The sequence below is a fragment of the Micromonospora sp. NPDC051925 genome (genome assembly GCF_044548625.1).
GTDB lineage: Bacteria > Actinomycetota > Actinomycetes > Mycobacteriales > Micromonosporaceae > Micromonospora.
On sequence record NZ_JBIUCH010000008.1, the window covers coordinates 13506 to 38094 of the forward strand.

Below are 24589 nucleotides of genomic sequence, written 5' to 3' on the forward strand. Positions count from 1 at the left end.
TCAGCCGGTCGGCTCTCGGCTGATCCGTGGCTCAGCCGGGGCCCTCGGCGGGGTCGGGATCAGCCAGCCGGATCCCGACCGAGCGGGGCTCGTCCGGGCCGGACCCGGGCCGAGTCGGTGCTCAGCTCGTCGGATGCAGTTCCCGGTCGGCCGGCCCCTGTCGCCAGCCGGTGAACCGGACGGTCAGCCCGCCCCGGGAGGGAGAGCAGCAGAACGGCCCGGCCAGCGCGATCGCGTCCGGGGCGAGCGGGGCGAGCCGGACCAGCCGCCACGCCTCACCGTCGGCCCGCGCCCGGACCGTCAGCGCGTCGCCGTCCCGGCTGACCCGCACGGTCACCTCGCGCCCGCTCCATTCCGACACCGGGGCCACCGACCAGTCCGAGAACTCCCGGGTGACCACCGCGCCGACCTGCGGCAACCCGTCGCTGATCTCCACCCCGGCCTTCACCCAGTTCCGCTCGTCGACCCGGACCAGCACCCCGGCCTGGTCGAACTGCGCCGTGTAGTCGAGCACGAAGCTCACCTCGACCGCGTTGCCGGTGGGCAGCGCCGCGAGCAGCGCCGGCCCGTCGTCGTGCACGAAGCCGTAGCTGGTGTGCCGCCACAGGTCGCTCTCCGCCCCCGGCTCCACCAACAGGCCACCGTCGTCGGTCCGGTCCACTCGCACCGGTGGGTGCAGCCACCGGCCCTCGTCCCAGTCCACCGCGCGGGAGCCGTCCGTCGGATGATCAGCCATGCCCGGCACCGTACCCCGGACACCTGCGGAGCAGCCGGTGGCGTGGCAACCGGGCGAGCCGGCGGTACGGGGTGAGCGTGCCGGTGCCGGTGCCGGTGCCGGTGCCGGTGCAGGGGTGGGCCGCGGGGCGCGGCGTCGGCAGCCGAGGGCGGCTCGCGTTTGCGGCGACGCCGGATCGGAGACATTAGGCCGGCATGGGTGACAGGTGGTACTCCGAGGCGGTCGTCTACTGCCTCGACGTCGACACGTACGCGGACTCCGACGGTGACGGGGTCGGTGACTTCCGTGGCCTCATCGGCCGGCTCGACTACCTGGCGCGGTTGGGGGTGACCTGCCTCTGGCTCAACCCGATCCATCCCTCGCCCAACCAGGACGACGGGTACGACGCGACCGACTTCTACAACGTCGACCCGCGACTGGGAACCCTCGGGGACTTCGCCGAGCTGCTGCACCAGGCGCAGAACCGGGGCATCCGGGTGATCATCGACCTGGTGGTCAACCACACCTCCGACCAGCACCCGTGGTTCCAGTCCGCCCGGTCCTCGCCCGACTCGCCGTACCGTGACTGGTACGTCTGGGCCGACCACGCACCGGCGGACCGGCACCAGGGCATGGTCTTCCCGGGTGAGCAGCACGAGACGTGGACCTACGACCGGACCGCCAAGGCGTGGTACTACCACCGCTTCTACGAGTTCCAGCCGGACCTCAACATCGAGAACCCGAAGGTCCGCGCGGAGATCAAGAAGATCACCTCGTTCTGGCTCCAGCTCGGCGTCTCCGGGTTCCGGATGGACGCCGTGCCGTTCATCATCGAGCAGACCGAGCCGGGCAACCCGAACGCGCCCAAGGACTTCGACTTCCTCACCGACCTGCGCCAGCACGTCCAGTGGCGGCGCGGTGACGCCGTCCTGCTGGCCGAGGCGAACGTCGAGCCGGACCAGCTGCCGGTCTACTTCGGCGACGGCAGCGGCTCGGGCAACCGGATCCACATGCTCTTCGACTTCATGCTCAACGGCCGGCTGATGCTCGCCCTCGCCCGGGAGGACCCGGAGACGATCGTCGACGCGCTGCGCGACACCCCGAAGCTGCCCACCGGCGGCCAGTGGGCGACCTTCCTGCGCAACCACGACGAGATCGACCTGTCCCGGCTCACCGCCGACCAGCGCAACGACGTGCTGGCGAAGTTCGGGCCGGACGAGAGCATGCAGCTCTACGGCCGGGGCATCCGCCGTCGGCTCGCCCCGATGCTGGGCAACGACCGCCGGCACATCGAGCTGGCGTACGCGCTCCAGTTCTCGCTGCGCGGCACGCCGGTGCTGCGCTACGGCGAGGAGATCGGGATGGGCGAGAACCTGGCGCTGGACGGGCGGAACGCGATCCGTACCCCGATGCAGTGGTCGTACAAGGAGAACGCCGGCTTCTCCACCGCGGACCCGGAGAAGCTGATCCGCCCGGTGATCGACCAGGGTGACTTCGGCTACCAGAAGGTCAACGTCACCGCCCAACGTGGCGACTCGAAGTCGTTGCTGGCCTGGTTCGAGCGGATGATCCGGACGCTGCGGGAGGCCCCGGAGATCGGCTCCGGCTCGACCTCGCACATCGACGTGCCGATGCCGGCCGGGGTGCTCGCGCACCGCGCCGACGGCCCCACCGGCACCATGGTCTTCCTGCACAACCTCGGCACCGAGGACGTCGAGGTGGACCTGAGCACCCTGGCCGCCGAGGCGGACCTGCCGATAGACGTCCTCACCGACCGGGGCTACGGCGACGTCGGCAAGCTGGACCGCCTGAAGCTGGGTGGGCACGGCTACCGCTGGATCCGGCTCTGCCGGTCCACCGCCAGCTACTGACCATCCTCCGGAGTACGGGCCCTCTCCTGTCGTTCCCGGCGCGGGAAAGGGCCCTTCCCCGCGCCGAGGGCGAGTAGGCTCCTTCGATCGAGCCCCAAGTTACCGGGAGGTAATCGTGTCGGAGGAGCCCCGCGTCGCCATCGTGACCGGAGCCGCACGCGGCATCGGCGCGGCCACCGCCCGTCGGCTGGCCGCCGACGGCATGACCGTCGCCGTGGTCGACATCGAGGAGTCGGCGACCCGCCAGACGGTGGACGCGATCACCGCCGCCGGCGGCCGGGCCCTCGGGGTCGGCGCGGACGTCGCCGACCGATACCAGGTGGAGACCGCCGTCGAGCGGATCGCCACCGAGCTGGGTGGGCCGACCGTGCTGGTCAACAACGCCGGTGTGCTGCGGGACAATCTGCTGTTCAAGATGACCGACGCCGACTGGGACACCGTCCTGGGTGTGCACCTGCGCGGCGCGTTCCTGTTCAGCCAGGCCGCCCAGCGGCACATGGTCGAGCAGAAGTACGGCCGGATCGTCAACCTCTCCAGCACCTCCGCGCTGGGCAACCGGGGCCAGGCCAACTACGCGGCGGCCAAGGCCGGTCTCCAGGGCTTCACCAAGACCCTCGCCATCGAGCTGGGTCCGTTCGGGGTGACGGTCAACGCGGTCGCCCCCGGCTTCATCGTCACCGACATGACCGCCGCCACCGCCGCCCGGATGAAGGTCGACTTCGACGACCTCCAGAAGCACGCCGCCGCCGAGATCCCGGTCCGCCGCCCCGGCCGACCGGAGGACGTCGCGCACACCATCTCGTTCCTGGTCAGCGAGGGCGCATCCTTCGTCTCCGGCCAGGTCATCTACGTCGCCGGTGGCCCGAAGGACTGACCGCCCGGCAGGTGTCCCGCCCGGTGCCGGGCGGGACACCTCAGGCGTCGGTGCGCGCGCCGGTCCCGGTCCCCGTGCTGGTGCTGGTGCCGTGGTTGGTGCGGGTGCGCCAGAGCCAGAGCAGCCCCAGCACCGGCAGCACCAGCGGGATGTAGCCGTACCCGCTGCCGAAGCCGGACCAGACCGTCTCGTCAGGGAAGAGCTCGGCGTCGACCAGGCTGAGCACGCCGACGCCGACCACCCCGACCAACTCCACCGAGCAGCAGGCCAGCGCGACCCGGCGGCCGGCGTGGCCGGCGCGGGCCAGCCCGACCGCCGCCACGATGTAGATCAGCGCCGCCACCGCCGAGAGCAGGTACGCCACCGGTGCCTCGTCGAACTTCGTGGCGATCTGGAGGCCGGCCCGGGAGGTGGCGGCGATGGCGAACAGGATGTAGACGGCGATCAGCAGCCGCCCCGGCCCGGCGTTGGTGACGCGCTCCGGCGTCCGGGTGTCAGCCACCGACGACCTCCCAGGTCTGCTGGAGCCGGACCACGACCACCGGGACGACCAGGCAGATCGCGCAGACGATCGCCGACCCCCAACGGGTCGGCTCCATCCGGGCCAGCACCCAGGCCAGCGGGGGCAGACAGACCAGCGTCACCAGGTAGCCGAAGAACGCGCCGGGCTCGCCGGCCCGTTCACCGCCGACGACGGCGACCAGGGCCAGCGCGGTCAGCGCGAGCAGCGCCACCTCCAGCACGCCCAGGCCGACGGACTGCACCAGGTCCGGCGGCCGGTGCCGGACCGCCGCCACCAGACTCCACAGCGCGAGTACGAGCGACAGCACGATCGTCACCGTGGCGGGAACTCCGTCCACCGGCGAGCCGGCCGACGCTACGCCGGTCATCGCGGGCATCCGGTCGGTGTGTCGGTCACCGGCACAGCCTACTAACCAGCGTAGTACTCACCGTCGTCCCGGTCCTGGTGTCGGCCCTCGTCCCGGTTCTGGTGCCGGGGCCGGTGCCGGCTGCGGTGGCCGGGGTGGGCGACTAGCGTGGATCACGGTCACGGCGTTCCGTGGCCGACGACGACACCGGGGGTAACTCGTGCTGCGGTTCGGCCTGTTCGGCACCGGTCACTGGGCGGCGCAGACGCATGGCACCGGGCTGGACGCGCACCCGCGCGCCGAGTTGGTGGGTGTCTGGGGGCGCAACCCGGACAAGGCCGGCGCGTTGGCCGCCCGGCACGGCGTACCGGCCTTCGACGACGTCGACGCGCTGCTCGACGCCTGTGACGCGGTGGCCGTGGCGCTGCCGCCGGACGTACAGGCCGAGATCGCCGTCCGGGCCGCCACCGCCGGCCGGCACCTGTTGCTGGACAAGCCCCTGGCGCTGCGCCTCGCCGAGGCCGACCGGGTGGTCGCCGCCGCACAGGCCGCCGGGGTGGCGTCGGTGGTCTTCTTCACCCAGCGGTTCCACCCGAACGTCAACGGCTTCCTCGCCGCCACCGCCGCAGCCGGCGGCTGGCAGCACGCCCGAGCGACCCAGTTCGCCTCGATCTACCAGCCGGGCAGCCCGTACGGCGATTCCCGCTGGCGGCGGGAGCAGGGGGCGCTGTGGGACATCGGCCCGCACGCGCTGTCGATCGTCCTGCCGGTGCTCGGCCGGGTCACCCGGGTCGCCGCGCTGGACGGCCCCGGCGGTCTGGTGCATCTGCTGCTCAACCACGACGGGGGCGCGACCAGCGCGTTGTCGCTGACCCTGGACGCCCCGCCGACGGCGGTGACCCGGGACTTCGTCTTCTACGGCGACAACGGCACCGCGTCCGTCCCCCCGGGCGACGGCAACGCGCTGACCGCCTTCGGCACGGCCCTCGACCAACTGCTGGAGGAGATCGACTCGGGCAGCCGGGACCACCGGTGCGACGTCCGCTTCGGCCGCGAGGTGGTGGCCGTCCTGACGGCGGCACAGGTCGCCCGTACCGAGGCCCGCACCGTCGACCTCTGACAGCGAGGAGGTGGGAGCGGGAGGGAAAACCCGTTGCGGAACGTGCGGAGTGGGTTAGCGTGGCCTACATGTTCACGCACGCTCTGATCAACGTGGCCGTCGCGCCGGCCGCGCGGGGCCCGCTCCTGGTTGCCCGCCCGCGAGTCCGGCGTCCGGCCCTGGCCGGCCGGGACGCCCACCGCGCCTGACCTGATCACCGTGCGCTGAGTCGATCTCCGCGCCGCGCTGATCGCCGTGCTCCGGTGATCGCCGCGCCGTCACCGCATCGCGTCCCCCGCCGATCTCCAGGGTCGTCCGAGTCCCGATCCACTCGGACAGGCCCGCTTTCGTGCTGCGCCTGTCCGTACCGTCGCCCGGTGGCGACAGACAGGACGAACCCGTGGCGCCCCGCCGAGACCGCACCACCGCACGCGACCGGTCCCGTCGCGTACTGTCCCAGAACTTTCTCGCCGATCCGGCCGCCGTGACGCGGATGGTCCGGGCGGCCCGTACCGACCCGGACGACCTGCTGCTGGAGGTGGGCGCCGGACGCGGTCAGTTGACCCGGCCGCTGGCCGAGCGGTGCGGCCGGCTGATCGCCTACGAGGTCGACCCGACCGTCGCCCCCGGGTTGGCGGCGGTGTGTGCGGCGTTTCCGCACGTCGAGCACCGGCAGGCCGACTTCCTGACCGCGTCGCCGCCCGACGAGCCGTTCGCCGTGGTCGGCAACATCCCGTGGTCGCTGACCGCGGCGGTGGTCCGCTGGTGCCTCGCCGCGCCCCGGCTGCGCGCGGCCACCCTGCTCACCCAGTGGGAGTACGCCCGCAAGCGGACCGGTGACCTCGGCCGGTGGAGCCGGCTGACCGTGCTGACCTGGCCGGAGTACCACTGGCGGCTCGCCGGCCGGGTGACCCGTACCGCCTTCCGTCCGGTGCCCGCCGTCGACGGGGGCATCCTGCGGATCGACCGCCGGCCGGAGCCGCTGCTGGCCGCGGCCACGCTGCCCGCGTACCGGCGGATGGTGGAGCGGGGGTTCGGCGGGGCCGGCGGGTCGCTCGCGGCGTCGCTGCGGGCGGCCCACCCCGGCCGGCGGGTCGACGGCGCGTTGCGGGCGGCGCGGCTCGACCCGGCGACCCCGGTCGGGCTGGTCTGGCCGGAGCAGTGGCTCGTGCTGTTCCGGCTGCTGCACGCCTCCGCCCCGATGCCCCGGCGCGACCGGGCGGGCGGTGACCCCGCCGGCCCCGGTCCGGCGTCGAACGCCCACCGTACGGGCAGGTGGAGCGGACGGGAGGCGAGACCGGAGGACCTGCGGCGACATCGCCGATGACCCCCCGGAACCGGTCGGGGACGGGCCACGCCCGTCGGCGCTCCCCGGCCCGGTAGCTCCTGGACGGTCACCGTGCGCACGGCGATCGTCCAGGAGCTCTGGTCAGGCGAGGGTGGCGAGGGCCTCGTTCAGCTCGGCCGGGTCGTCGAACTGCTGGGCGGGCAGGGCGCGCAGCGTCTGGAGCAGTTCGGTGCTCGCGCCGTTCTCCTGACCCCAGCGGACCAGGTCCTCGCGGGAGACCGGGTAGTCGAGCCCGGCCAGGTACTCCTGCAACTGCATCCCGGTGACGCTCATCCGCCCGGCTACCCGTTCAGCCCGCCGCCACACCGCCCCGCCGCCACACCGCCCCCGCCGGGTCGTCACACCGCTGCCACGGCCGGGGTGCGGCGCGTCCGTCCCCGCCGATCGGCGGTTTGTTCGCCGACCCTGCCGGGTAGCCCGGCGCATGCTGGTACAGCGGCTCGGTACGCCGAGCGACTTCGACCCGCTGCTGGAGCGCGTCCGGGACGCCCGCGTGGTCATGATCGGTGAGGCGACGCACGGCAGTTACGACTACTACCGGTTGCGCGAGCAGCTCACCCGACGGCTCATCGTCGAGCAGGGGTTCGACTTCGTGGCGGTGGAGGGGGACTGGCCGGACTGCGACCGGGTGCACCGGTCGGTGGTCGGCGCACCCGGCGGGGCACTCGACCCGCGCACCGCCCTGGGGCGTTTCGCCCGGTGGCCGACCTGGATGTGGGCGAATGCCGAGGTGAACCGGTTCTGCCGCTGGTTGCGGGCGTGGAACCTGGAACGTCCGGAGCGGGAGCGGGCCGGCTTCCACGGGCTCGACGTCTACAGCCTCTGGGAGTCCATGCAGGCCATCTTCGACTATCTCGGCGAGGAGGACCCGAACTCGATGGAGGCGGCGCAGGACGCCTACCGGTGCTTCGAGCCGTACGGCAAGCGGGTCGAGGAGTACGGCATGGCCAGCCGGTTCGTCTCGGCGCGCTGCGAGGAGGAGGTGATCCGCCTGCTGGCGCGTACCCGGGCACACGTCGCCTCGGACGGCCCGGACGCCTTCGCGGCCTGGCAGAACGCGGAGGTGGTGGCCGGCGCGGAGCGCTACTACCGGGCGATGGTGCACGGCGGACCGGACTCGTGGAACATCCGGGACATCCACATGACCGACACCCTGGACCGGTTGCTGACCCGGTACGGCCCGGGGTCGCGGGGGATCGTCTGGGCGCACAACACGCACATCGGGGACGCCCGAGCCACCGACATGGCCGACGACGGGATGGTCAACATCGGTCAGCTCGCCCGGGAACGGCTGGGCCGGGACGCGGTGGCGTTGATCGGTCTCGGCGGCTACCGGGGTACGGTGATCGCCGCCCCGCGCTGGGGTTCACCGGCCGAGGTGATGGTGGTCCCGCCGGCCCGGGAGGGATCGGTGGAGCGGCGGCTGCACGAGTTGCTGCCGGAGCGGGCGGTGCTCGTCTTCGGCGGTCCCGACCAGCCCGACTGGGCCGCGGACACCGCCGATAACCGGGCCATCGGGGTGGTCTACGACCCGACCTTCGAGCGCTGGGGCAACTACGTTCCGAGCCGGTTGGCCGACCGCTACGACGCCTTCATCTGGTGCGACGAGTCCACCGCCCTGCACCCCCTGCCCGCCCTGACCACCTTCGGCGAACTGGAGACCTACCCTGCCGGCGTCTGACCGGTGGCTCCCTGGTCAACGATCAGAAACGGTCGGTGTCATCCCGGCGACGAAGTCGCCGTCGGATGCCGGGCCGGACCGGTGGTCGCGGGTGGGGGTGCCCGGTCGGGGCGGCTTTCGCGGCCTTCCACCGGGCACCCCCACGCCATGCTTCACCGGGGTCAGACGTTGACCGGGTGCTTGTCGAGGTGGGCCCGTAGGCCCTCGCCTTCGATGTCGACGTTGGGCAGGGCCCGGTCCAGCCAGCGGGGGAGCCACCAGGCCCTGCTGTTCAGCAGCGACATCACGGCGGGGACGATCGTCATCCGGACCACGAAGGCGTCGATGGCGACACCGACCGCGAGTGCGAAGCCCATCGACTTGATCACCGGGTCGTCGAGGAAGACGAAACCGCCGAAGACCGAGATCATGATCAACGCGGCGGCGGTGACCACCCGTGCGCCGTGCCCCATCCCGTTGATGGTGGCCTGCTGGGCGGTGTCGCCGTGCACGAAGTCCTCCCGCATCCGGGAGACCAGGAAGACCTCGTAGTCCATGGCCAGGCCGAACAGGATGCCGATCAGCAGGATCGGCAGGAAGCTGATCAGCGGGGCCGGGCTGTCCAGGCCGACCAGGCTGGCGAGGTGGCCCTGCTGGAACACCGCCACGGTGATGCCGAAGGTGGCGGCCACCGTGAGCAGGAAGCCCAGCGCGGCCTTCACCGGCACCAGGATCGACCGGAAGACCAGCATCAGCAGCAGGATCGACAGCCCCACCACGAGCAGCAGGTAGACCGGCATCGCGTCGGAGAGCTTCTCGGACACGTCGATGCCGATCGCGGTCACGCCGGTCAGCAGCACCTCGGCGTTGCCGACCGAGCCCACCCGGTCCCGGATGTCGTGGACCAGGGTCTCGGTGGCGGCGTCGGTCGGGCCGCTCTTCGGGATCACCCCGATCAGCGCCGTCCGCCCGGACGGGTCGAGCTGCGGCGGGGTCACGGTCAGCACCCCCTCGGTACGCTGGATCAGCGCCGTGACCTGCGGCACGGCGGCCGAGGTGTCCTGCGGGGAGTCCGAGGTGACCACCACGGCGAGCCGGCCGGTGAAGCCCGGACCGAAGCCCTCCCGGATCAGGTCGGCGCTGGTCCGGGCCGGGGTGCCCACGGGGGCGGTGCTGGCGTCCGACAGGGCGAGCCGCATGTCCTGGGCCGGCAGGGCGAGCAGCCCGAGGCCGAGCAGGCCGACCAGGATGACCGGGATGCGCAGCCGGGTCACCCAGTGCGCCCAGCGGAACCCGAAGTTGGAGCGGTCCTCGGCGGCGTGGGCGACCGGCGCGGCCTCGGCGGCGTCGGCGGCGGCGTCGGTGGTCGACCCGGACCCGGCGGCCGACGTGGCGTCGGCCCTGCGCAGCTTGCGGGGAAGGGCCTTGCGGCCGGCGAAACCGAGCAGCGCCGGGGCGAGGGTGATCGCCACCAGCACCGCGACGGTGACCGTGCCGGCGGCGGCCAGACCCATCACGGTGAGGAACGGGATGCCGACGACGGCGAGACCGGCCAGGGCGATGACCACGGTGGCGCCGGCGAAGAGCACGGCGGAGCCGGCAGTGCCGACGGCCCGGCCGACCGCCTCCTCGGGGGTGAGCCCGTCGAGCAGGTACTGCCGATGCCGGGAGGTGATGAACAGCGAGTAGTCGATGCCGACCGCCAGGCCGAGCATCAGCGCCAGGATGGGCGCGGTGCTGGTCAGCTCGACCGCGCCGCTGAGCGCGAACAGGCCGGCCATGCCGACCCCGACGCCGATCAGCGCGTTCAGCATGGTCATCCCGGCCGCGACCAGCGAGCCGAAGGTGATGACCAGGACGATCGCGGCGACCAGCACACCCAGCGCCTCGGTCGAGCCGACCTCGGGCTCGGAGTTGAGCACCTCACCGCCGGGCGCGACCTGCCAGCCCTGCGCCTCGGCCTGCGCGCCGACCTTCTCGTACGCGTCGCGCTGGTCGTCGGTGACTTCGTCCGCGCCGGTGGCGAACTGCACCTGGATCAGGGCGTACCGGCCGTTGGGGGTGACCGCCTGGGCCTGGTACGGGTCGACCGCGGCGACCACCCCGGGCAGCGTCCCCGCCTCCTGGACGATCCCCTTGACCACGGTCTGGCCCTCGGGGGTGGTCAACTGGCCGTCCGCGGGCGCCTTCACCGCGATGGTGCCGGTCGCGCCGCTGGCCGCCGGGAACCGGTCGGCGAGCAGGTCCAACGCCTGCTGCGACTCGGTGCCGGGCATGGTGAAGTTGCTGGCCGTCGGGCCCTTCAGGGTGGCCGCGGCGATGCCGAGGCCGACGAGTACGACGAGCCAGACGGCGACGACGAGTCGCCGGCGGTGCAACGATGCCCGGCCTAGCCGGTACAGCAGGGTCGCCATCAGATCCTTGTCCTCAATCGTGGTTGGGTGGGTCGAGAGGTGGCCGTGGTGACGGCGGTGCGGGTGTTACGAGTACCCGCTGGGCGACGGCCAGCAGGGCGGGACGCAGTTCGTCGTCGGGGATGTCGCCGAACGCGTCGCACCCCTCGGCGATGCCGGCGAGCAGCACCAGCGCGGCGACCCGCGCGTCCTGCTGGCCGCCGGGGCCGGTCATCGCCTCGATCAGCCGTTCCGAGATGCGCTGCACATGGGCGAAGGCCGGTTGGGCCAGCAGCTCCGGGAACTCCCCGCGCAGCAGCGAGATCTCGCCCCGGAACCGCACCGCGAGGTCGACGAGCCCCTCCGCCGCGACGCGCTGGGCCGCCGCTCCGGTCAGCTGCGAGATCCGCTCGTCCAGCTCGCACAGCACCGCGATCGGCTGCGCCATCAGCTCGGCGAGCAGGGCCTCCTTGCTGGCGAAGTGGTAGAGCACCGCCGCCTTCGAGCAGCCCACCTCGCGGGCGATGTCCTGCAGCGAGGTGCCCTTGTAGCCGGTCACCGCGAACCGCCGGGCCGCCGCGGCGAGGATCTCGCCGTGCGTGCGAGGGGTGCGACGGATCATGCGCTCCAGCATGCCTGACCGATCGGTCAGACACTGACCGATCGGTCAGAGAAAGGTGGTGGCGTTCACCACATGATCGACACCGGTCTCACCCGTCACGGGCTGCGATGCTCACGGGCGAACCGGGGGCGGCAGACCCGTGTCGGGGTTGCGTCCGGGCGGACCGGCCGCGAGGGTGGGCGGATGAGCGGGGCGACGGAGACGCGGGACGGGGTCGGCCTGACCAACCTGGACCAGCCCCTGCTCGCCGGCGGCGACGTGACCAAGCGGGACCTGGTCGACTACCTGGACACCGTGCGCGACCGGCTCCTGCCCGGCCTGCGCGACCGGCCGCTGTCGGTGGTCCGGCTGCTGCGCGGGCAGGAGCCGTTCATGCAGAAGAACCTGCCGAAGTACACCCCGGAGTGGGTACGCCGTACCGAGATCTGGGCGGAGGCGTCCCACCGCCAGGTGTCGTACGCGCTCTGCGACGACCGCCGCACCCTGCTCTGGTTCGCCAACCAGCGGGCGATCGAGTACCACCCGGCGCTGGTCACCGCGACCCACCCGGAGCAGCCCACCCACCTCGTGCTCGACCTCGACCCGCCGGACGGGGACGCCTTCGGGGCGGTGGCCCGGGTTGCCGGGGCGGTCCGCCGGGCGCTGGCCGACGTGGGGCTGGTCGGCGCGGTGAAGACCAGCGGCGCCAAGGGATTGCACATCTTCGTCCCGGTGCACCCGGAGACCACCGCCGAGGAGGTGGCCGCCGCCACCCGGGCGTTGGCCGTGCACACCGAGCGCCTCGCCCCGGAGTCGGCGACCACCGCCTTCATCCGGGAGGACCGGGGCGGCCGGGTCTTCGTCGACCCGACCCGGGCCGGCGGGGCGACCGTGGTCGCCGCGTACAGCCCCCGGCTGCGCCCCGGGTTGCCGGTCTCCTTCCCGGTGGCCTGGGACGACCTCGACCGGGTCAGCCCCGCCGATTTCACCGTGCGGTCCGTTCCGGAGCTGCTCGGCGACCGAGACCCGTGGGCTGCGGCGATGCCCCCGCCGCAGCAGCTCCCGGCCGACCTGGTGGCCGAGGGGCGGACCATCCCGGTGCCCCGGGTGCAGGCCATGCACGAGGGGAAGCGCCGGGCGAAGGCCCGCCGCGAGACCGGCTGAGCCCGGCCGTCGGCAGAGCGGCTGCGGGGAACGCGAAGAAGCCCGGGTCGGCGACCCGGGCTTCTCGTTGTCTGGTGCCCCCGGCGGGGCATGTCACAGAACTGCAAATAGTCACCGCCCCCGCCGTCGTCGGCGGGGGCGGCGTCGTCTGTGCTGGTGTGGCCGGTGGCGGCACGGGGACCGCTGACCGTGGCGCGGGTTAGGCGGGCTAGGTGCGGGGTGGCGTGTTGGCTGACGGTGGCTCGGAACGCGACCTGCTTGGTGCGGACGTCGTGGTAGATCTGCACCGCGAACGCGTCCAGGAGGCGACGGAGGCGGTCGGTCGGTAGCAGGCCGAGCTTTACTTCCATCTCCGGCAGGCCGGCGAGGATGTCGGCGCTGCCCGGCTCCTCCGGCATGGTTTCTTCGAGATGTGCGAGTTCGGCGGCCTTGATCTCTCGGTCACGGTCGAGTTGGGCTCGCCGCTCGCTGATCTCCGCGAACACGCTGCCATCCGGATCGTCGTTCTCCTCGATGACCCGCAGGAGGCGGCGGCGGCGAGCGGCGATGTCTTCCAGCGTCCGCCGCAGCACCGTGATCTGTCGGCGCTGCTCCTCGGCGGCTTGCTGGGCGGCGATGTCCAGGCTGCGGGTGGCCAGTTGGACTCGATCGGGACCGAGGACGTAGATGTTGAAGAACCGGTCGGCGGCGTCGAGTAGCACGTCCTCGGTCACCGAGATCATGTTCGGGTGGCCCTCGGGGATCGCCCGCTCTCGGGGTTGGCAGGAGTAGTAGGTGTAGCCGGTCACGGTTCGACCGAACATGCGCCGCTGGCACGGCGCGCACCAGACGTAGGAACGAAGCGCGTAGACCCGCTTGGTCTGCCGGTGCCGGTTGGGAGATCCCTGGCGGGCATCGGCGCGTGATCGTTCCCGAGACCGGCCCACGTTCTGCGCGGCCAGGAACGTCTCGATCGGCACGATGCCCGGGTGGGTGGGCTCTGCGGAGACGATCCATTCCTCACGCGGGTTGACCTTGCCGGGGTGCATCTTGTCTTTGGTGGAGCGACGGTTCCACACCATGTGGCCGGTGTACTTCGGGTTGACGAGGATTTCGCGGACGGCCGAGCCGGTCCACCGGCCGACCGCGCGGGCGGGGTCAACGGGCTGTGGTGGCGGGTAGCGGTCGAGGTCGGTGTTGAGCCGGTCGGCGATGGCTCGGTAGGACAGCTTCTCGTCGATGCGCCAGGCGAAGATCTGCTCGACCACAGGACCGCGATCCGGGTCGATCTTCAGCTTGGTCTTGTGCTTGCCCTGCGCCCGCTTGGCGGGAACAGGGTGTTTGTGCTTCTCGGCGAGGTAGCCGTACGGAGGCTTGCCGACGTTCCAGCCCTGACCGGTGTGCTCTTCGAAGCCGTCCCACGACTTCTCCAGCATCTCGATCATGTACCACTCGGCCACGCCCTGCTTGGTACGCCGTAGGAGGACCTGGGCGGCGCGTTTGCGGCTGTTCGACTGCGTGATCGGTTCGTCGGCGGCCAGCAGCGGCACCCCGGCGAGTTCGAGGTCGTGTTCGATCTTGGTGCCTTGGTGCGTCCACCGGGCGATGCGGTCGATCGACTCGCAGATGACGACATCGAAGCGGCGATCCGGCGAGGTGGCCTCTTCCAGCATGTCGGCGAGGCCGCCGTCGCGGCGAACATTGATGTCGAACTTCTGCCACGCGGTGCTTCGGCCCCGCTGGCTAAGTTCCTTGCGGGAGGACTCCACGTCCCAGAACCAGGCGACGATGACCATGTTGGGCAGGAGTGCCCGCTCGGAGTTGGTCAACTGCCGGGGAATCGACAGGGTGGGGTCTTGCTGCTCGTCGGTGGAGGTACGTCCGAGGAACGCGACGCGTATCGTCCGCTGAGGTACGGGTGCGGTGGCGGGTGGGCGTAGCCAGTCGGGCAGGGTGGTCGTCACTGGTCGCCTCCTTCGCTGATGAGGCGGGTCAGCACGTTGATGTAGGCGACGCTGCGCAGTCGCCATGGCGCGACGGGCAGCCGGTGACCGTCGCGGATCTCGGGCGCCTGGAGGAACTCGATGTTCGCCAGCGCGAGCGTGCGCAGGATGGTGGTGCTCGTCGCCGTGCGGCGGGACAGGCGGTAGACGTCGGTGCTGATCACCAAGTCGAACGGGCGCCATGGTCGGCTCACCCAGGCGAGCAGGTCATCCAGGCCGCCTTCGCGCCGGACCTGTCGCTCGTTGTCGAGGGAGAGGCGGGCGGGTGCCGGCTGGTAGTGGGGCCGGGTGCCGAGGTCGTAGAACACGGCCGTGATAGCGCCTTCGGGTAGGACCGAGACGCACTGCTGGTACTGACCGCCGAGCACGAGGGCCGCCGTGCCGAGGTCGCTGACATCGGCGGTCCGGCCGTAGAACGCCACGCGCGGGGGCGGTGTCGCGGCGCGGCGGTTCATGCCTCGTCTCCGCTGCTCGGGGTGGCGTCGCCGGTGATGGGGGCCGTGAGCGCGAGGACGTGGCAGTGCGCGCCCGTCTCGGCGAATCGGTTGGTGCGGGCGTGCCACCACTGCTCGGCGCGGTCAGGCCCGGTGAAGGGGCCGACGACGAACACGCTGTGGCTGCGGGGGTGAATGCACACCGCGAGGGTCGGAGCGTTGAGATCGTCCACCGAGGCGGCGGCGGGGGCGCACACGGGGGCGGCGGTGAGCGCCGTCCCGGCGGTGGCGTGCTGGTAGGGGTGGGCCAGGGTGCCGGTGGTGCGGTCGGCGGCACCCGGTGGGCAGATGGCCATGGTTACCGCCTGATCGTTCGGTGCGATTACCGCTATGTCATGGGGGCCGTAGACGACGATGCGGCCGGTGCCGTCACGGGTGACGGTGACGTACATGACGCGTTCCTCCTGCTGTTGGCGTGTGGATCAGGCCACGGGCCGACCGCCGGTGCTGGCGGTCGGCCCGTGGGCGTCGATCACCGCTCAACTCGGCGAAGGGATCAAGACCGTTGCGGCTGCCGCGTCCTCGACGGCACGTCGAGGACGCGCGGGATGCGCGGTCAGGAGGACGCCGTTCTGTGCTGATGCAGCCAGGTCAGGACGTCGAGGATCACCTCGGCTTGCAGCACGGCCAGCCGCCGGCCGGCGTCGCCGTCGAGAACGGTGATGTCGAAGCGAACCTCGGGCTCGTCACCGCGGGCACCCGTGGCCTCTACGGGCTCGCCGCTCGCGGGAGCGTTGCCGCGCGTCTTGCGCCCCTTGTCCGCGTTGGGCGAGACCCGGCGCGGCCTGCTGCCGCCAGCCCCGGACATGCGCGGGCTACCGGCCATCGGAGACCTCGTCGCCGCCGGTCGGGGTTCTCAGGACCACCACGTCTTCGTGCTGGACGAGCCATTGCGGGTCGCCGCTGGCGATGGCGTCTCGGGTGTTCTTCTGCTGAAAGAACGAGGCCCGGGGGATGATCACGCCGTCGCGGACGCCGCAGATGAGGGCGATGCATTCCTCGACCAGTTCGAGGCCGGCGTTGATGCCGGCGGCGACGACCATGCCGGGGATGTCGATGAGTTCGCCGTGGCGGCGGTAGGGCCGTGCGGTGACGACGACGTGTCCGCCGGGACGTAGGAGTTGGCGGCAGCCGGTGAGGATCGCGGTGAAGCCGTCTGCCAGTTCGCCGTGGCTGCGGTAGGCGAGGTTGTCCACGCCGCCGTACCGGTGGTGGATCTTGCGGACCTTGCCGCGTCTCGGGCCGGGGGTGCGGACGTGGCCGTGGGTGGACGGCCCGTACGGCGGTGAGGTGATGACCAGCGAGACCCGCCCGTGCAGGTTCGCCGGCAGCAGGGTCGGCAGCGCGGTCGAGTCCCCGTGGTAGATCTCGCCCCGGCCCGGTGCCCCGGCCGCGATGGTGTGGCGGATGTTGTCCGCTGCCTTCGCGGCCCATTCCGTTTCGTACTCGACGCCGACGCCGTGACGCCCGAGGTGCATGGCCTCGATGACGGTGGTGCCGATGCCGGCCATGGGGTCGAGCACCACGTCACCGGGGCTGGTGTAGGTGCGGATCGCGTACCGGGGAATGGTCGGCAGCATCTTGCCTGGGTGGGCCAGCGACTCGGGGGTGTATCGGCCGCGCCGCAGGTCCCGCGACGCGGTTTGGCCGGTGAGCCAGACCGAGCCGAGGTAGCCCTCGGTGAGCAGGGCTGCCAGGTCGGACGCGTCGGACTGCGTCGGTTCGAGGTCGCGGCGGTCGGCGGGGTGGAACGGCGGACGGGGCTCAGACACGGGCGTTCTCCTCACCGGTGGCGGTGGTGCCGAACACGACCAAATCTCGAAAGGTCGGCAGGTGACGGCCGGCGAGCAGCCGCCGGCCGTCGTCGGCCTCGTCGGGGCGTTCCGGGGCGGTGCGCGGCTCGTGCTCGGGCAGCGGGACGAGGACGGCGGGGATGTGCTGGTGGTAGAAGAGTCCGGCGGCGCGGGCGGCGGCGATGACCGTGGCGCGGTGACTGGACTTGCCCGACTGAGGCTGCGAGGCGGTGAGTCCGACGAGCAGAAAGCCGCCGGGTCGTAGCAGGGGCCGCCAGGCGCGCATCGCCGTGGCCGAGTCGACTTGGGTGAGGCCCGGCGCGCCTCCCGGCAGGGTCGCCAGCATCAGGTCGACACGTGGGCCGGGACGACGCAGGGCGTGGCGCGTCCGGCGTTCCGGGGCGGGCGGCAGGAGCCGCACGTGCAGGCCGTGACGACCGGTGAACAGCCGGGCCGGCACCCGGCCTAGGTAGGCGGTCGCGGCGATGGCGGCGGGGTGCGCGTCGAGGTCGAGCACCACGTCACCGATGTGGGTGTAGCGGCGGATGACGTAGGCGAGGTGGCTCGGGGACAGCCCGTGCCAGTCCGGCACACCCCGCCGGGGCGTGCGGGGGAAGCGGGTACGGGCGAGGAGCAGGCCGACCGGTGCCGGCTGGGGCCGGTCACTGGGGGCGGTGGAGCTGGGCTTCGGCATGGGCGTGTGGGCCACGTCCGCCGACGAGCGCTGACACTAAGGGATTACAAATCCGGGCCTCGGATTGGAAGCCCGGCCGCGCGCTGACTTCGGCCCCTGCCCGACGCGGAGTGGTTGAACAAGATCATCGACAGGTTGAACACGCAGGTCAGGGCCGTTGAGGCGCTCACCGTTCACGTCATCTGACCGGCGGAGGACCGCGACGGGGTTGTGACCGGTTGAACAAGATCGTCAACCGGGTTGAACAAGATCCTCCCCCGGCTTGAACACGACCGGGCTCACCGCCTCGGGGCTTGAACAAGATCCCCCCGGGCATTTCCGTGGCCTCTTCCGGCCCTCCAGCTCGATCCATATAGGTGGATCTGTTGCGGGCGTGTTCAAGCGGGCTGCCTCGAAGCGGCTGGGCCGGCGCGGAGGGCCTTGAACAGCCTGACCACGGGTTGAACACCCCGGCTCGGGGCGTCGGTGAGTCGCAGCCGAGGTGCATCGACGGGCATCGGCGACAGCCGGGTTGAACACGTGCCGAGCCCCCTTGAACAAGATCACGAGTGTTCACGATCTGTTCAAAGGCCCTGGTGGCGTGGTGGCACAGCGCCGACCGGCACTCCCGCCGGACGGCACACGGTCATCACGAGGGAGCACCACCATGGACCGTCGTACCCCTACCGCCGAGCCGGCCGCCCCGCAGCGGGGCGAGACGCTGCTCAACGACATCGAGTACCGATTCCGGCTGATGGGGCAGGGACCGAGCCCGCTGTCGGTAGACGGCCGCAGCCTCGGTCACGGCCTGCCCTGCAGGCCCATCGCCCTGCCCGAGCTGTCGGCGATCCTCATGCACCCTTCCTGCGGCTACGCCGCCCGGGACGCCGCGTGGCGGCTGCTGGTGCAGCACGCCCGTACCGGTGATCCGGCATGGCGTGCCGGCGCGGTCGGAGTCGCTCTGCCGGGCTTGCGGTTCAAGGCGTACCTGCTGGCCAAGCTGTTCACCGGCGACGTGCAGGCCGCCATCGTCGAGCACTTCCTCCGCGCCCTCGGCACGGTTGACCTGGACCGGCCGGGCGTGGTCGGACACCTGCTGTCGACCGCGTTCTCGAAGGCCCGCACCGAGCTGCGTGACCTGGAGCCGGCCTCGTCCGGGGCACCGAACCACGCCCCCGGCGCGGTACTGCCACCGGCCCCGTACGGCCACCCGGATCTCGTCCTCGCCCGCGCCGTCACCGCCGGGGCCATCACCGCGCAGGAGGCGGAGCTGATCGGCGCGACGTACCTGGAGGACGTCAGTCTCACCGAGTACGCCGAGCGTACCGGCCAGCCCCGCTGGAACCTCTACAAGCGGCGCACGGCCGCCGTCGCCCGACTCAAGGCCGCGATCGAGTCCGGCGAGCTGTCCGACCCGTACGCCGACGCGATCAACGAGGCCACCGCAACCCTGGTCCTCGACGCCCCGACCGCCCGGAAGCGTCCGTAAGCACGCCGCCTGAGCTGCGGCTTTCCAATTCGAGGCCCGGATTTGTAATCCCTTAGTGCGGGACTCTTCCGCGCAGGTGACCTTCTCCGACCGGACCCGCTGACGGCGCTGACACCCCGTACGGTCCCCGGCTCACCGCCTTCCCCGTGAGGAGGACGGCCGCGCCGGTCGGCACCACAGGTCACCCACGAGCGCACCGCCCGGTCCCGCCTTCGTCGCCCACTCGCGCACCCACGCCCCGCTGCGGGCTGCCAAGGCGTGCGCACTGGAGGTGCCCAATCCCATGAATCACCACCCCTCTGCGCGTCCCGAGGCGGCGGCTCCCCGCCGCCTCGGGACCGCCGGGCGGGGACGGCCGTCCGTCCGCCGTCCCCGCCGAAACCTCTCTCGTCCGGCCCGCGCCTCGCTGATGCTGCTCGGGGCCGCCGCGGTGACGGTCGCCTTCGCCGCCGCCCCAGGCACGGCGTACGCGGCCGAGCCCGCCCCGGTGGTGCTTGCCGCCGAGTCGATCGAACAGGTCGCCAACAACATCCGTACCTGGCTGATCGGCATCCTCGTCGCCGTCGCCACCCTCTTCCTGACCGTCGGCGGGCTGCGCTACATGGCCGCCAATGGCGACCCCGGCGAGGTCGAGAAGGCCAAACTCGCGCTGCGGTCCGCCGCGATCGGCTACGGCCTCGCGCTGCTCGCTCCGCTGTTCGTGACCATCGTCGGCGCGTGGGTGGCCTGATGCCTGCCCTCGCGATCCGACCCCGCCGCCCGGTCCGACCGGTGGCGTTGCTGCTGCTCGGCCTGGTGATCCTCGCCGGCCTTGCCCTGACCTGGGCCGGGCCGGCGCACGCCGAGCCGAGCCCGGCACCCGGCCCGCCCGCTACCGCACCCGGCACGCCGCCAACGCCCGGCGTGCCTGACCCTGGCGTCCGCCCGCCGGGAGTGGAACCGTCTCCCTCCGCGCCGGCACCCACTCCCGGTCCGGCCCCGACGCCCGGCCAGCCTTCTGTTGACGATGATCCGGCCTGGTACGACATCGGGGGCCAGATCCGCAAGGCCGTGGTCGACCTGGTCGTGTGGGCCGCCGAGCAGGCCCTCAAGCCGGTGATGGAAGCCCTCGGCGCGTCGTGGCTGTCGACCCCCGACCTCACCAACAACGAGCATGTCAAGGCGATCTGGACGACCAGCCTGATCGTCGCCAACGGCGTCGTCGTGCTGTTCATCGTCGCCGGAGGGTTCCTGGTCACCGCCCGGGAGACCCTGCAAACCCAGTACGGCCTCAAGCAGGTGCTACCCCGCATCGCCCTGGGCGTGGTCCTCGCGAATTGCAGCCTGTTGCTCGGGCAGAAGGCGATCGAGCTGACCAACGCGCTCACCGTGGCCATCGCCGGCAACACGATCGACGGCCCGAGCGCCGCGACCGCGATTCGGCAGATCGTGGACAACGCCTTGCAAGGCGACGGCTTCTTGATGGCGCTGATGGCCATCGCCGTGATCGTGATGTGCGTCGTCCTGGAGTTCACGTTCGTGCTGCGGCTCGCCGCACTGATCATCCTGTTCGGTCTCGCCCCGGCGGCGTTGATCTGCCACGCCAGCCCGTTCACCGAGGGCGTGGCGAACCTGTGGTGGCGCTGCGTCCTGGCCTGCCTCGGCCTGCAACTCGGTCAGGCCGTCATCGTCATGGCAAGCATCAAGGTGTTCCTCACCCCCGCCGGGCCGACCGTGCTGGGCGTGCCCGCAACCGGCGCCGGCCTCCTCGGCATCGTGGTCTGCCTGACGATGCTGTGGCTGCTGATCAAACTGCCGGGCTGGATGCGACAGTTCATCCTCGGCCCGCTCGGACAGCGCAGCGGCCGAGGACTGCTCGGCCAAATCGTCCACGCCGTCCTGATGATCAAGACACTCGGCGCGGCGGCCGGCATCCTGGGCGGCGCGAGCGCGGCCCGGACCGCCGGACGGACGGCACCTCGTCCGCCCGGTCCCCGTCCATCGCCGGGCGGCCCCCGTCCGCCCCGTCCACCGCGTCCGCCCCGTCCCGGGCCGACTCCCGTCCCGCCGTCCCCGCCGGGACCGGCGGCCTTCAGCCACGCCCCAGTCACCCATACGCCGCTGTCCGCGCCGTCCGGGACGAACGCCGCCCCCACCTTCAGCCACCCGGCGGCCCCGTCCACGCCACCGCCAGCGCCGTCCGGCGGTGTCCCGGCCGCGCAGTTCTCTCACCCGTCCGCGCCTCAGCCGAGTCCACCGGCCCCGGCCGCACCGCCCGCCCGAGTCGCCTTCAGCGACGCCACCACCACGACACCGAGAGCAACACCCAGTGGCGCGGCACCGGCGGTGACGTTCTCCGCCGCACCAGCGCCACAGAGCGCGCCGCGCCGGCCACCTGCCCCGGTCACGCCGGTATTCTCCGCAGCTCCGGCCGCACCGAGAGCCGGCGGGTCACGACGAGCCTCGACCCCCGGGACACGGCCCACGGCGGCGCGCCGCGCCACCCCGAGCGGGCCAGCCACCGCCAACGCGAGCACCGCCACCCGGCGAGCACCGGCCACCAGCACACCCCGGCCTCGTCCACCGGCCTCGTCCGCCCCACCGTCCCCGGCCGGTCGACGGTCGGCCGTCCCGACCCCGCCGCCGCGCCCGTCCCCGTCTCCGACGGCGAGGCCGTCCCCGGCGGCTGGTGCGACCCCGGTGGGTCCGACCGCCGTCCGTACCGGGCCGTCCCCGTCCCCGCCGTCCCCACCGCCGGCCCGGTCGTCCGCTCCGGTGCGGCGCTCGCCATCGAAACCGAGGGGTGATCAGCGATGAGCCGCCACAGCGACGAGGCCCCGATGCGGGCTCGGGTACCCGCCGACATCGAGCGGCCGGACCGGATCGCGTTCGGCATGTCGGGACGGCAGTTGGTGATCCTGGCCGTCACGGGCCTCCTGCTCTACGCGGTGTGGACGGCGGTGGCGACACTCGTACATCCGCTGGTGTTCCTCGCGGGTGCGATTCCGGTCGCCGCCGGGGCGTTCCTGCTCGCGGTCGGCCGCCGGGACAGCATTCCGCTCGACGCCTGGGTCCTCGCGGCGCTGCGGCACCGCCGCAGCCCGCGCCGGCTCGTACCGGCCGACGGACCGGTCACCCCAGCCCCGGCGTGGGTACAGACCACCGCCGGGCCGGGTGACCAGCTCCCCCTGCCCGCACCGCTGCGGCTGCCCGCGAAGGGCATCACCGGCGACGGGCTGATCAACCTCGGGCCAGACGGCACCACCGGCCTGGTCGCCGCCTCGACGGTGGCCTTCGGGCTGCGAACCCCCGGAGAGCAGAACGGCCTGGTGGCCGGGTTCGCGCGGTGGCTGCACAGCCTCGACGGCCCGGCGCAGATTGTGGTGCGGGCGCAGCGGGTCGACCTGACCTACCTCGCCGACCGGTTCCTCGCCGCCGCCCCGGGGCTGCCGCATCCCGCGTTGGAGGAGGCCGCCCGCGCGCACGTGGCGTTCCTCGACGACCTGGCCGGGCAGCGCGAGCTGCTACACCGGCAGGTCACCGTCGCCGTGCGCAGCCGACGCGGCGCGCACCACGCCGCCCACGCAGCGGCCGAGGCGGTGCGCGCCCTCGCCGGCTGCGAGGTTCCCGCCCGGGTCCTCGATGGGCCGGACGCCACGGTGCGGCTCGCGGCCAGCCTCGACCCCACCGCCGCATCCCTCACGCCCCACGCCACATCTGACGGAGGTGATGACCTGTGAGCCTGCTTTCCGCACTGCTGCCGACGCGGCGGCGTTCCGCGCCCGAGTCGGCCACGATCCTGCCCGGTTCCCCGGACGCCGTGGAGGTCGACGGCCGACACGTGCGGGTCGGGGACGGCTACAGCGCCACGCTCGCCGTGGTCGGATACCCGGCCGAGGTCGGCCCGGGGTGGGCGGAGCCGATCCTGTCCTACCCGGGCCTGGTCGACGCCGCCTTTCACATCGAGCCGGTCCCGCCGGCGGTGGCCTCCGAGCGGCTGCGCAAGCAGCGCGGCCGGTTCGAGTCCTCCCGCCGCCAGGACGCGGCCAAGGGCCGCCTTGACGATCCCGAACTCGACGCCGCCGCGGTCGACGCCGCCGAGCTGGCCGGCCGTGTCGCGCGAGGTGAAGCGAGGTTGTTCCGACTCAGCCTGTACCTGACTGTGCATGGCGCCAGCCCCGCCGACCTCGCTGACCGGGTGGCCGAGGTGCGGTCCCTGGCCTCTTCGCTGCTGCTCAACACCGCGCCGGTGACGTGGCGGCAGTTGCAGGGCTGGATCAGCGGCCTACCCCTCGCGTTTGACGCGCTTGGGATGAAGCGGGTCTTCGACACCGACGCCCTCGCGGCGAGTTTCCCGTTCACCAGTCCCGACCTGCCTGACACCGCCGGAGACAGCGGCATGGGCGTTCTGTTCGGGCTCAACCTGCACTCGGCCGGCGTTGTCGTCTGGGACCGGTGGGCGCAGTCCAACTACAACGCCGTCATCCTCGCCCGATCCGGGGAAGGCAAGTCGTACCTGGCCAAGCTCGACCTGTTGCGCAACCTGTGCCTCGGGGTGGAGGCGTTCGTCATCGACCCCGAAGACGAGTACCTGCGGCTGTCCGACGCTGTCGGCGGTACGGTCATCCGTCTCGGCGCGGCCGGTGTGAAGATCAACCCTCTTGACCTGCCGGCCGATGATGACGATGCCCTCAACGACCGGGCGCGGTTCATGCAGACCCTGGTCGCGGTCATGGGAAGCGGTGACACCGCTGTCAGCGCGCCCCTTCCCGGCGACGAGGCCCGCTCGCTCGATGTGGCGGTGCTGGCCGCGTACCGGGGCAAGGGCATCACCACTGACCCGCGCACGTGGAGGCGACCGGCGCCGTTGCTGGCCGATGTGATGGCCGCGTTGGAGGGCACCGACGACGCGGGCCGCCGAGTCGCCGCCCGCCTGCACCCCTACGTCGCCGGAAGCATGAAGGGCCTGTTCGACGGGCCGACCACCACGCTCGCGCAGGGGCACCTCGTGGTCTTCGCCATCAAGGACCTACCGGAGCAACTTCATCCGGTCGGCACTCTGCTCACCCTGGACACGATCTGGCGCACCGTACGCGGCGCGACCGCCTCCGGCGCTCGACCGGCCGTGCTGCGGATGGTGCTGGTGGACGAGGCGTGGAAACTGCTCTCCGGCGGGCGCGGCGGCGTGTTCTTGGAGACCCTGGCCAAGTCGGCGCGCAAGTACGGCGCGGGCTTGACCGTCGTGACCCAGGACGCCGCCGACGTGCTCGCCACCAAGACCGGCCGCGCCGTCGTCTCCAACGCGGCGACGCAGGTCCTGTTGCGGCAGGCGCCGCAGGCGATCGACGCCGTGGCGAAGGCGTTCGGGCTGACCGATGGCGAGCGGGCGTTCCTGCTGTCCTGCCAGCGCGGAGACGCGCTCCTCGCGGCGGGATCAGCCCGGGTGGCCTTCCACAGCCACGCTTCGGCCACCGAGCACGAGCTGATCGTCACCGGCCCGGTCACCGGCCTACCAGCCCGCCGCCGCTGACTCGGCCTGCGAGCCCCTTCCTTCCGCCGATCGGAGTCCCCGATGGTTCCCATCC

22 protein-coding genes and 2 pseudogenes are annotated in these 24589 nt (G+C 72.2%); 12 read left to right on the forward strand and 12 right to left on the reverse strand.

The genetic code is table 11. The features are described 5' to 3' along the window. Positions 1–121: 121 nt before the first annotated feature. Positions 122–736 carry a DUF1349 domain-containing protein gene (locus ACIG87_RS12315; RefSeq protein WP_396850581.1) on the reverse strand — a complete coding sequence of 205 codons (615 nt, stop codon included), beginning with the start codon at positions 734–736 and terminating at the stop codon, positions 122–124. 194 nt (positions 737–930) lie between these two features. On the opposite strand from ACIG87_RS12315, the gene ACIG87_RS12320 reads away from it, so the two are divergent. Then, complete coding sequence (locus tag ACIG87_RS12320; protein WP_396850582.1) at positions 931–2586, forward strand: alpha-amylase family protein; 1656 nt, start codon at positions 931–933, stop codon at positions 2584–2586. A gap of 115 nt (positions 2587–2701) precedes the next feature. After that, entirely contained in the window at positions 2702–3460 is a 759-nt protein-coding gene (gene fabG, locus ACIG87_RS12325; protein WP_396850583.1) for a 3-oxoacyl-ACP reductase FabG, read from the forward strand. A gap of 40 nt (positions 3461–3500) precedes the next feature. Here the strand turns inward: fabG and ACIG87_RS12330 are convergent, their stop codons facing one another. Further along, positions 3501–3962, reverse strand: a complete 462-nt coding sequence (locus ACIG87_RS12330) for a hypothetical protein (protein WP_396850584.1) — start codon at positions 3960–3962, stop codon at positions 3501–3503. Further along, positions 3955–4350 (reverse strand): hypothetical protein, encoded by a 396-nt coding sequence (locus ACIG87_RS12335; protein WP_396850585.1) that lies wholly within the window; start codon positions 4348–4350, stop codon positions 3955–3957. Before ACIG87_RS12335 ends, ACIG87_RS12330 begins: the two co-directional genes overlap by 8 nt. Positions 4351–4552: 202 nt before the next feature. Between ACIG87_RS12335 and ACIG87_RS12340 the strand changes: the two genes are divergently transcribed. Beyond that, complete coding sequence (locus tag ACIG87_RS12340; RefSeq protein WP_396850819.1) at positions 4553–5449, forward strand: Gfo/Idh/MocA family protein; 897 nt, start codon at positions 4553–4555, stop codon at positions 5447–5449. 379 nt (positions 5450–5828) lie between these two features. Beyond that, positions 5829–6620, forward strand: a pseudogene (gene erm, locus ACIG87_RS12345) (ErmE/ErmH/ErmO/ErmR family 23S rRNA (adenine(2058)-N(6))-methyltransferase); the annotation flags it as partial. 237 nt (positions 6621–6857) lie between these two features. Here erm and ACIG87_RS12350 read toward each other — a convergent pair. Continuing rightward, complete coding sequence (locus tag ACIG87_RS12350) at positions 6858–7049, reverse strand: DUF2795 domain-containing protein (protein ID WP_396850586.1); 192 nt, start codon at positions 7047–7049, stop codon at positions 6858–6860. A 151-nt stretch (positions 7050–7200) separates the two neighbouring features. Here ACIG87_RS12350 and ACIG87_RS12355 point away from each other — a divergent pair, with 151 nt between their 5' ends. Continuing rightward, positions 7201–8457, forward strand: coding sequence for an erythromycin esterase family protein (locus ACIG87_RS12355; RefSeq protein WP_396850587.1), 1257 nt, complete (start codon positions 7201–7203; stop codon positions 8455–8457). 161 nt (positions 8458–8618) lie between these two features. On the opposite strand, the gene ACIG87_RS12360 is transcribed toward ACIG87_RS12355, so the two are convergent. Then, a complete protein-coding gene (locus tag ACIG87_RS12360) occupies positions 8619–10850 on the reverse strand; it encodes an MMPL family transporter (protein WP_396850588.1) in 2232 nt (743 codons plus the stop codon). 13 nt (positions 10851–10863) lie between these two features. Beyond that, complete coding sequence (locus ACIG87_RS12365) at positions 10864–11451, reverse strand: TetR/AcrR family transcriptional regulator (RefSeq protein WP_396850589.1); 588 nt, start codon at positions 11449–11451, stop codon at positions 10864–10866. Between the two features lie 183 nt (positions 11452–11634). Between ACIG87_RS12365 and ligD the strand changes: the two genes are divergently transcribed. Both ligD and ACIG87_RS12375 read left to right on the forward strand, forming a co-directional pair. Beyond that, complete coding sequence (ligD, locus tag ACIG87_RS12370) at positions 11635–12594, forward strand: non-homologous end-joining DNA ligase (RefSeq protein ID WP_396850590.1); 960 nt, start codon at positions 11635–11637, stop codon at positions 12592–12594. A 410-nt stretch (positions 12595–13004) separates the two neighbouring features. Continuing rightward, on the forward strand, positions 13005–13292 hold the full coding sequence (locus ACIG87_RS12375; RefSeq protein WP_396850591.1) for a hypothetical protein: 288 nt from the start codon (positions 13005–13007) through the stop codon (positions 13290–13292). Between the two features lie 288 nt (positions 13293–13580). Here the strand turns inward: ACIG87_RS12375 and ACIG87_RS12380 are convergent. The 6 genes and pseudogenes from ACIG87_RS12380 to ACIG87_RS12405 form a co-directional block, all read right to left on the reverse strand. Further along, positions 13581–14603: pseudogene (locus ACIG87_RS12380) on the reverse strand (recombinase family protein); the annotation flags it as partial. After that, a complete protein-coding gene (locus tag ACIG87_RS12385) occupies positions 14534–15031 on the reverse strand; it encodes a hypothetical protein (RefSeq protein WP_396850592.1) in 498 nt (165 codons plus the stop codon). The gene ACIG87_RS12385 and the pseudogene ACIG87_RS12380, both read right to left, overlap by 70 nt. Beyond that, positions 15028–15462 (reverse strand): hypothetical protein, encoded by a 435-nt coding sequence (locus ACIG87_RS12390; protein WP_396850593.1) that lies wholly within the window; start codon positions 15460–15462, stop codon positions 15028–15030. Before ACIG87_RS12390 ends, ACIG87_RS12385 begins: the two co-directional genes overlap by 4 nt. Positions 15463–15626: 164 nt before the next feature. Then, positions 15627–15896, reverse strand: coding sequence for a hypothetical protein (locus ACIG87_RS12395; RefSeq protein WP_396850594.1), 270 nt, complete (start codon positions 15894–15896; stop codon positions 15627–15629). Continuing rightward, positions 15886–16842 (reverse strand): TRM11 family SAM-dependent methyltransferase, encoded by a 957-nt coding sequence (locus ACIG87_RS12400; protein ID WP_396850595.1) that lies wholly within the window; start codon positions 16840–16842, stop codon positions 15886–15888. Before ACIG87_RS12400 ends, ACIG87_RS12395 begins: the two co-directional genes overlap by 11 nt. Then, positions 16835–17557, reverse strand: coding sequence for a hypothetical protein (locus ACIG87_RS12405; protein WP_396850596.1), 723 nt, complete (start codon positions 17555–17557; stop codon positions 16835–16837). The genes ACIG87_RS12400 and ACIG87_RS12405 overlap by 8 nt, the downstream gene beginning before the upstream one ends. A 646-nt stretch (positions 17558–18203) precedes the next feature. Here ACIG87_RS12405 and ACIG87_RS12410 point away from each other — a divergent pair. From ACIG87_RS12410 to ACIG87_RS12430, 5 genes are all read left to right on the forward strand, one after another. Beyond that, positions 18204–19025, forward strand: a complete 822-nt coding sequence (locus ACIG87_RS12410; RefSeq protein WP_396850597.1) for a hypothetical protein — start codon at positions 18204–18206, stop codon at positions 19023–19025. Positions 19026–19308: 283 nt separating this feature from the next. Continuing rightward, positions 19309–19755: a pilin gene (locus ACIG87_RS12415; RefSeq protein WP_396850598.1), complete on the forward strand. Its 447-nt coding sequence runs from the start codon at positions 19309–19311 to the stop codon at positions 19753–19755. Further along, positions 19755–21821, forward strand: coding sequence for a hypothetical protein (locus ACIG87_RS12420; RefSeq protein ID WP_396850599.1), 2067 nt, complete (start codon positions 19755–19757; stop codon positions 21819–21821). The genes ACIG87_RS12415 and ACIG87_RS12420 overlap by 1 nt, the downstream gene beginning before the upstream one ends. Next, positions 21818–22744, forward strand: coding sequence for a PrgI family protein (locus tag ACIG87_RS12425; protein WP_396850600.1), 927 nt, complete (start codon positions 21818–21820; stop codon positions 22742–22744). The genes ACIG87_RS12420 and ACIG87_RS12425 overlap by 4 nt, the downstream gene beginning before the upstream one ends. Continuing rightward, positions 22741–24534 carry a VirB4 family type IV secretion system protein gene (locus ACIG87_RS12430; RefSeq protein ID WP_396850601.1) on the forward strand — a complete coding sequence of 598 codons (1794 nt, stop codon included), beginning with the start codon at positions 22741–22743 and terminating at the stop codon, positions 24532–24534. Before ACIG87_RS12425 ends, ACIG87_RS12430 begins: the two co-directional genes overlap by 4 nt. Positions 24535–24589: the final 55 nt, after the last annotated feature.

What these genes read in the sequence shown, in the direction of transcription:
- ACIG87_RS12415 (WP_396850598.1), top strand. Translation starts at nt 19,309, where the DNA reads ATGAATCACCACCCCTCTGCGCGTCCCGAGGCGGCGGCTCCCCGCCGC.
- ACIG87_RS12385 (WP_396850592.1), bottom strand. Translation starts at nt 15,031, where the DNA reads ATGAACCGCCGCGCCGCGACACCGCCCCCGCGCGTGGCGTTCTACGGC.
- ACIG87_RS12335 (WP_396850585.1), bottom strand. Translation starts at nt 4,350, where the DNA reads ATGACCGGCGTAGCGTCGGCCGGCTCGCCGGTGGACGGAGTTCCCGCC.
- ACIG87_RS12365 (WP_396850589.1), bottom strand. Translation starts at nt 11,451, where the DNA reads ATGATCCGTCGCACCCCTCGCACGCACGGCGAGATCCTCGCCGCGGCG.
- ACIG87_RS12375 (WP_396850591.1), top strand. Translation starts at nt 13,005, where the DNA reads ATGTGCGAGTTCGGCGGCCTTGATCTCTCGGTCACGGTCGAGTTGGGC.
- ACIG87_RS12320 (WP_396850582.1), top strand. Translation starts at nt 931, where the DNA reads ATGGGTGACAGGTGGTACTCCGAGGCGGTCGTCTACTGCCTCGACGTC.
- ACIG87_RS12390 (WP_396850593.1), bottom strand. Translation starts at nt 15,462, where the DNA reads ATGTACGTCACCGTCACCCGTGACGGCACCGGCCGCATCGTCGTCTAC.
- ligD (WP_396850590.1), top strand. Translation starts at nt 11,635, where the DNA reads ATGAGCGGGGCGACGGAGACGCGGGACGGGGTCGGCCTGACCAACCTG.
- ACIG87_RS12425 (WP_396850600.1), top strand. Translation starts at nt 21,818, where the DNA reads ATGAGCCGCCACAGCGACGAGGCCCCGATGCGGGCTCGGGTACCCGCC.
- ACIG87_RS12395 (WP_396850594.1), bottom strand. Translation starts at nt 15,896, where the DNA reads ATGGCCGGTAGCCCGCGCATGTCCGGGGCTGGCGGCAGCAGGCCGCGC.
- ACIG87_RS12405 (WP_396850596.1), bottom strand. Translation starts at nt 17,557, where the DNA reads ATGCCGAAGCCCAGCTCCACCGCCCCCAGTGACCGGCCCCAGCCGGCA.
- ACIG87_RS12315 (WP_396850581.1), bottom strand. Translation starts at nt 736, where the DNA reads ATGGCTGATCATCCGACGGACGGCTCCCGCGCGGTGGACTGGGACGAG.
- ACIG87_RS12355 (WP_396850587.1), top strand. Translation starts at nt 7,201, where the DNA reads ATGCTGGTACAGCGGCTCGGTACGCCGAGCGACTTCGACCCGCTGCTG.
- ACIG87_RS12420 (WP_396850599.1), top strand. Translation starts at nt 19,755, where the DNA reads ATGCCTGCCCTCGCGATCCGACCCCGCCGCCCGGTCCGACCGGTGGCG.
- ACIG87_RS12350 (WP_396850586.1), bottom strand. Translation starts at nt 7,049, where the DNA reads ATGAGCGTCACCGGGATGCAGTTGCAGGAGTACCTGGCCGGGCTCGAC.
- ACIG87_RS12360 (WP_396850588.1), bottom strand. Translation starts at nt 10,850, where the DNA reads ATGGCGACCCTGCTGTACCGGCTAGGCCGGGCATCGTTGCACCGCCGG.
- ACIG87_RS12410 (WP_396850597.1), top strand. Translation starts at nt 18,204, where the DNA reads ATGGACCGTCGTACCCCTACCGCCGAGCCGGCCGCCCCGCAGCGGGGC.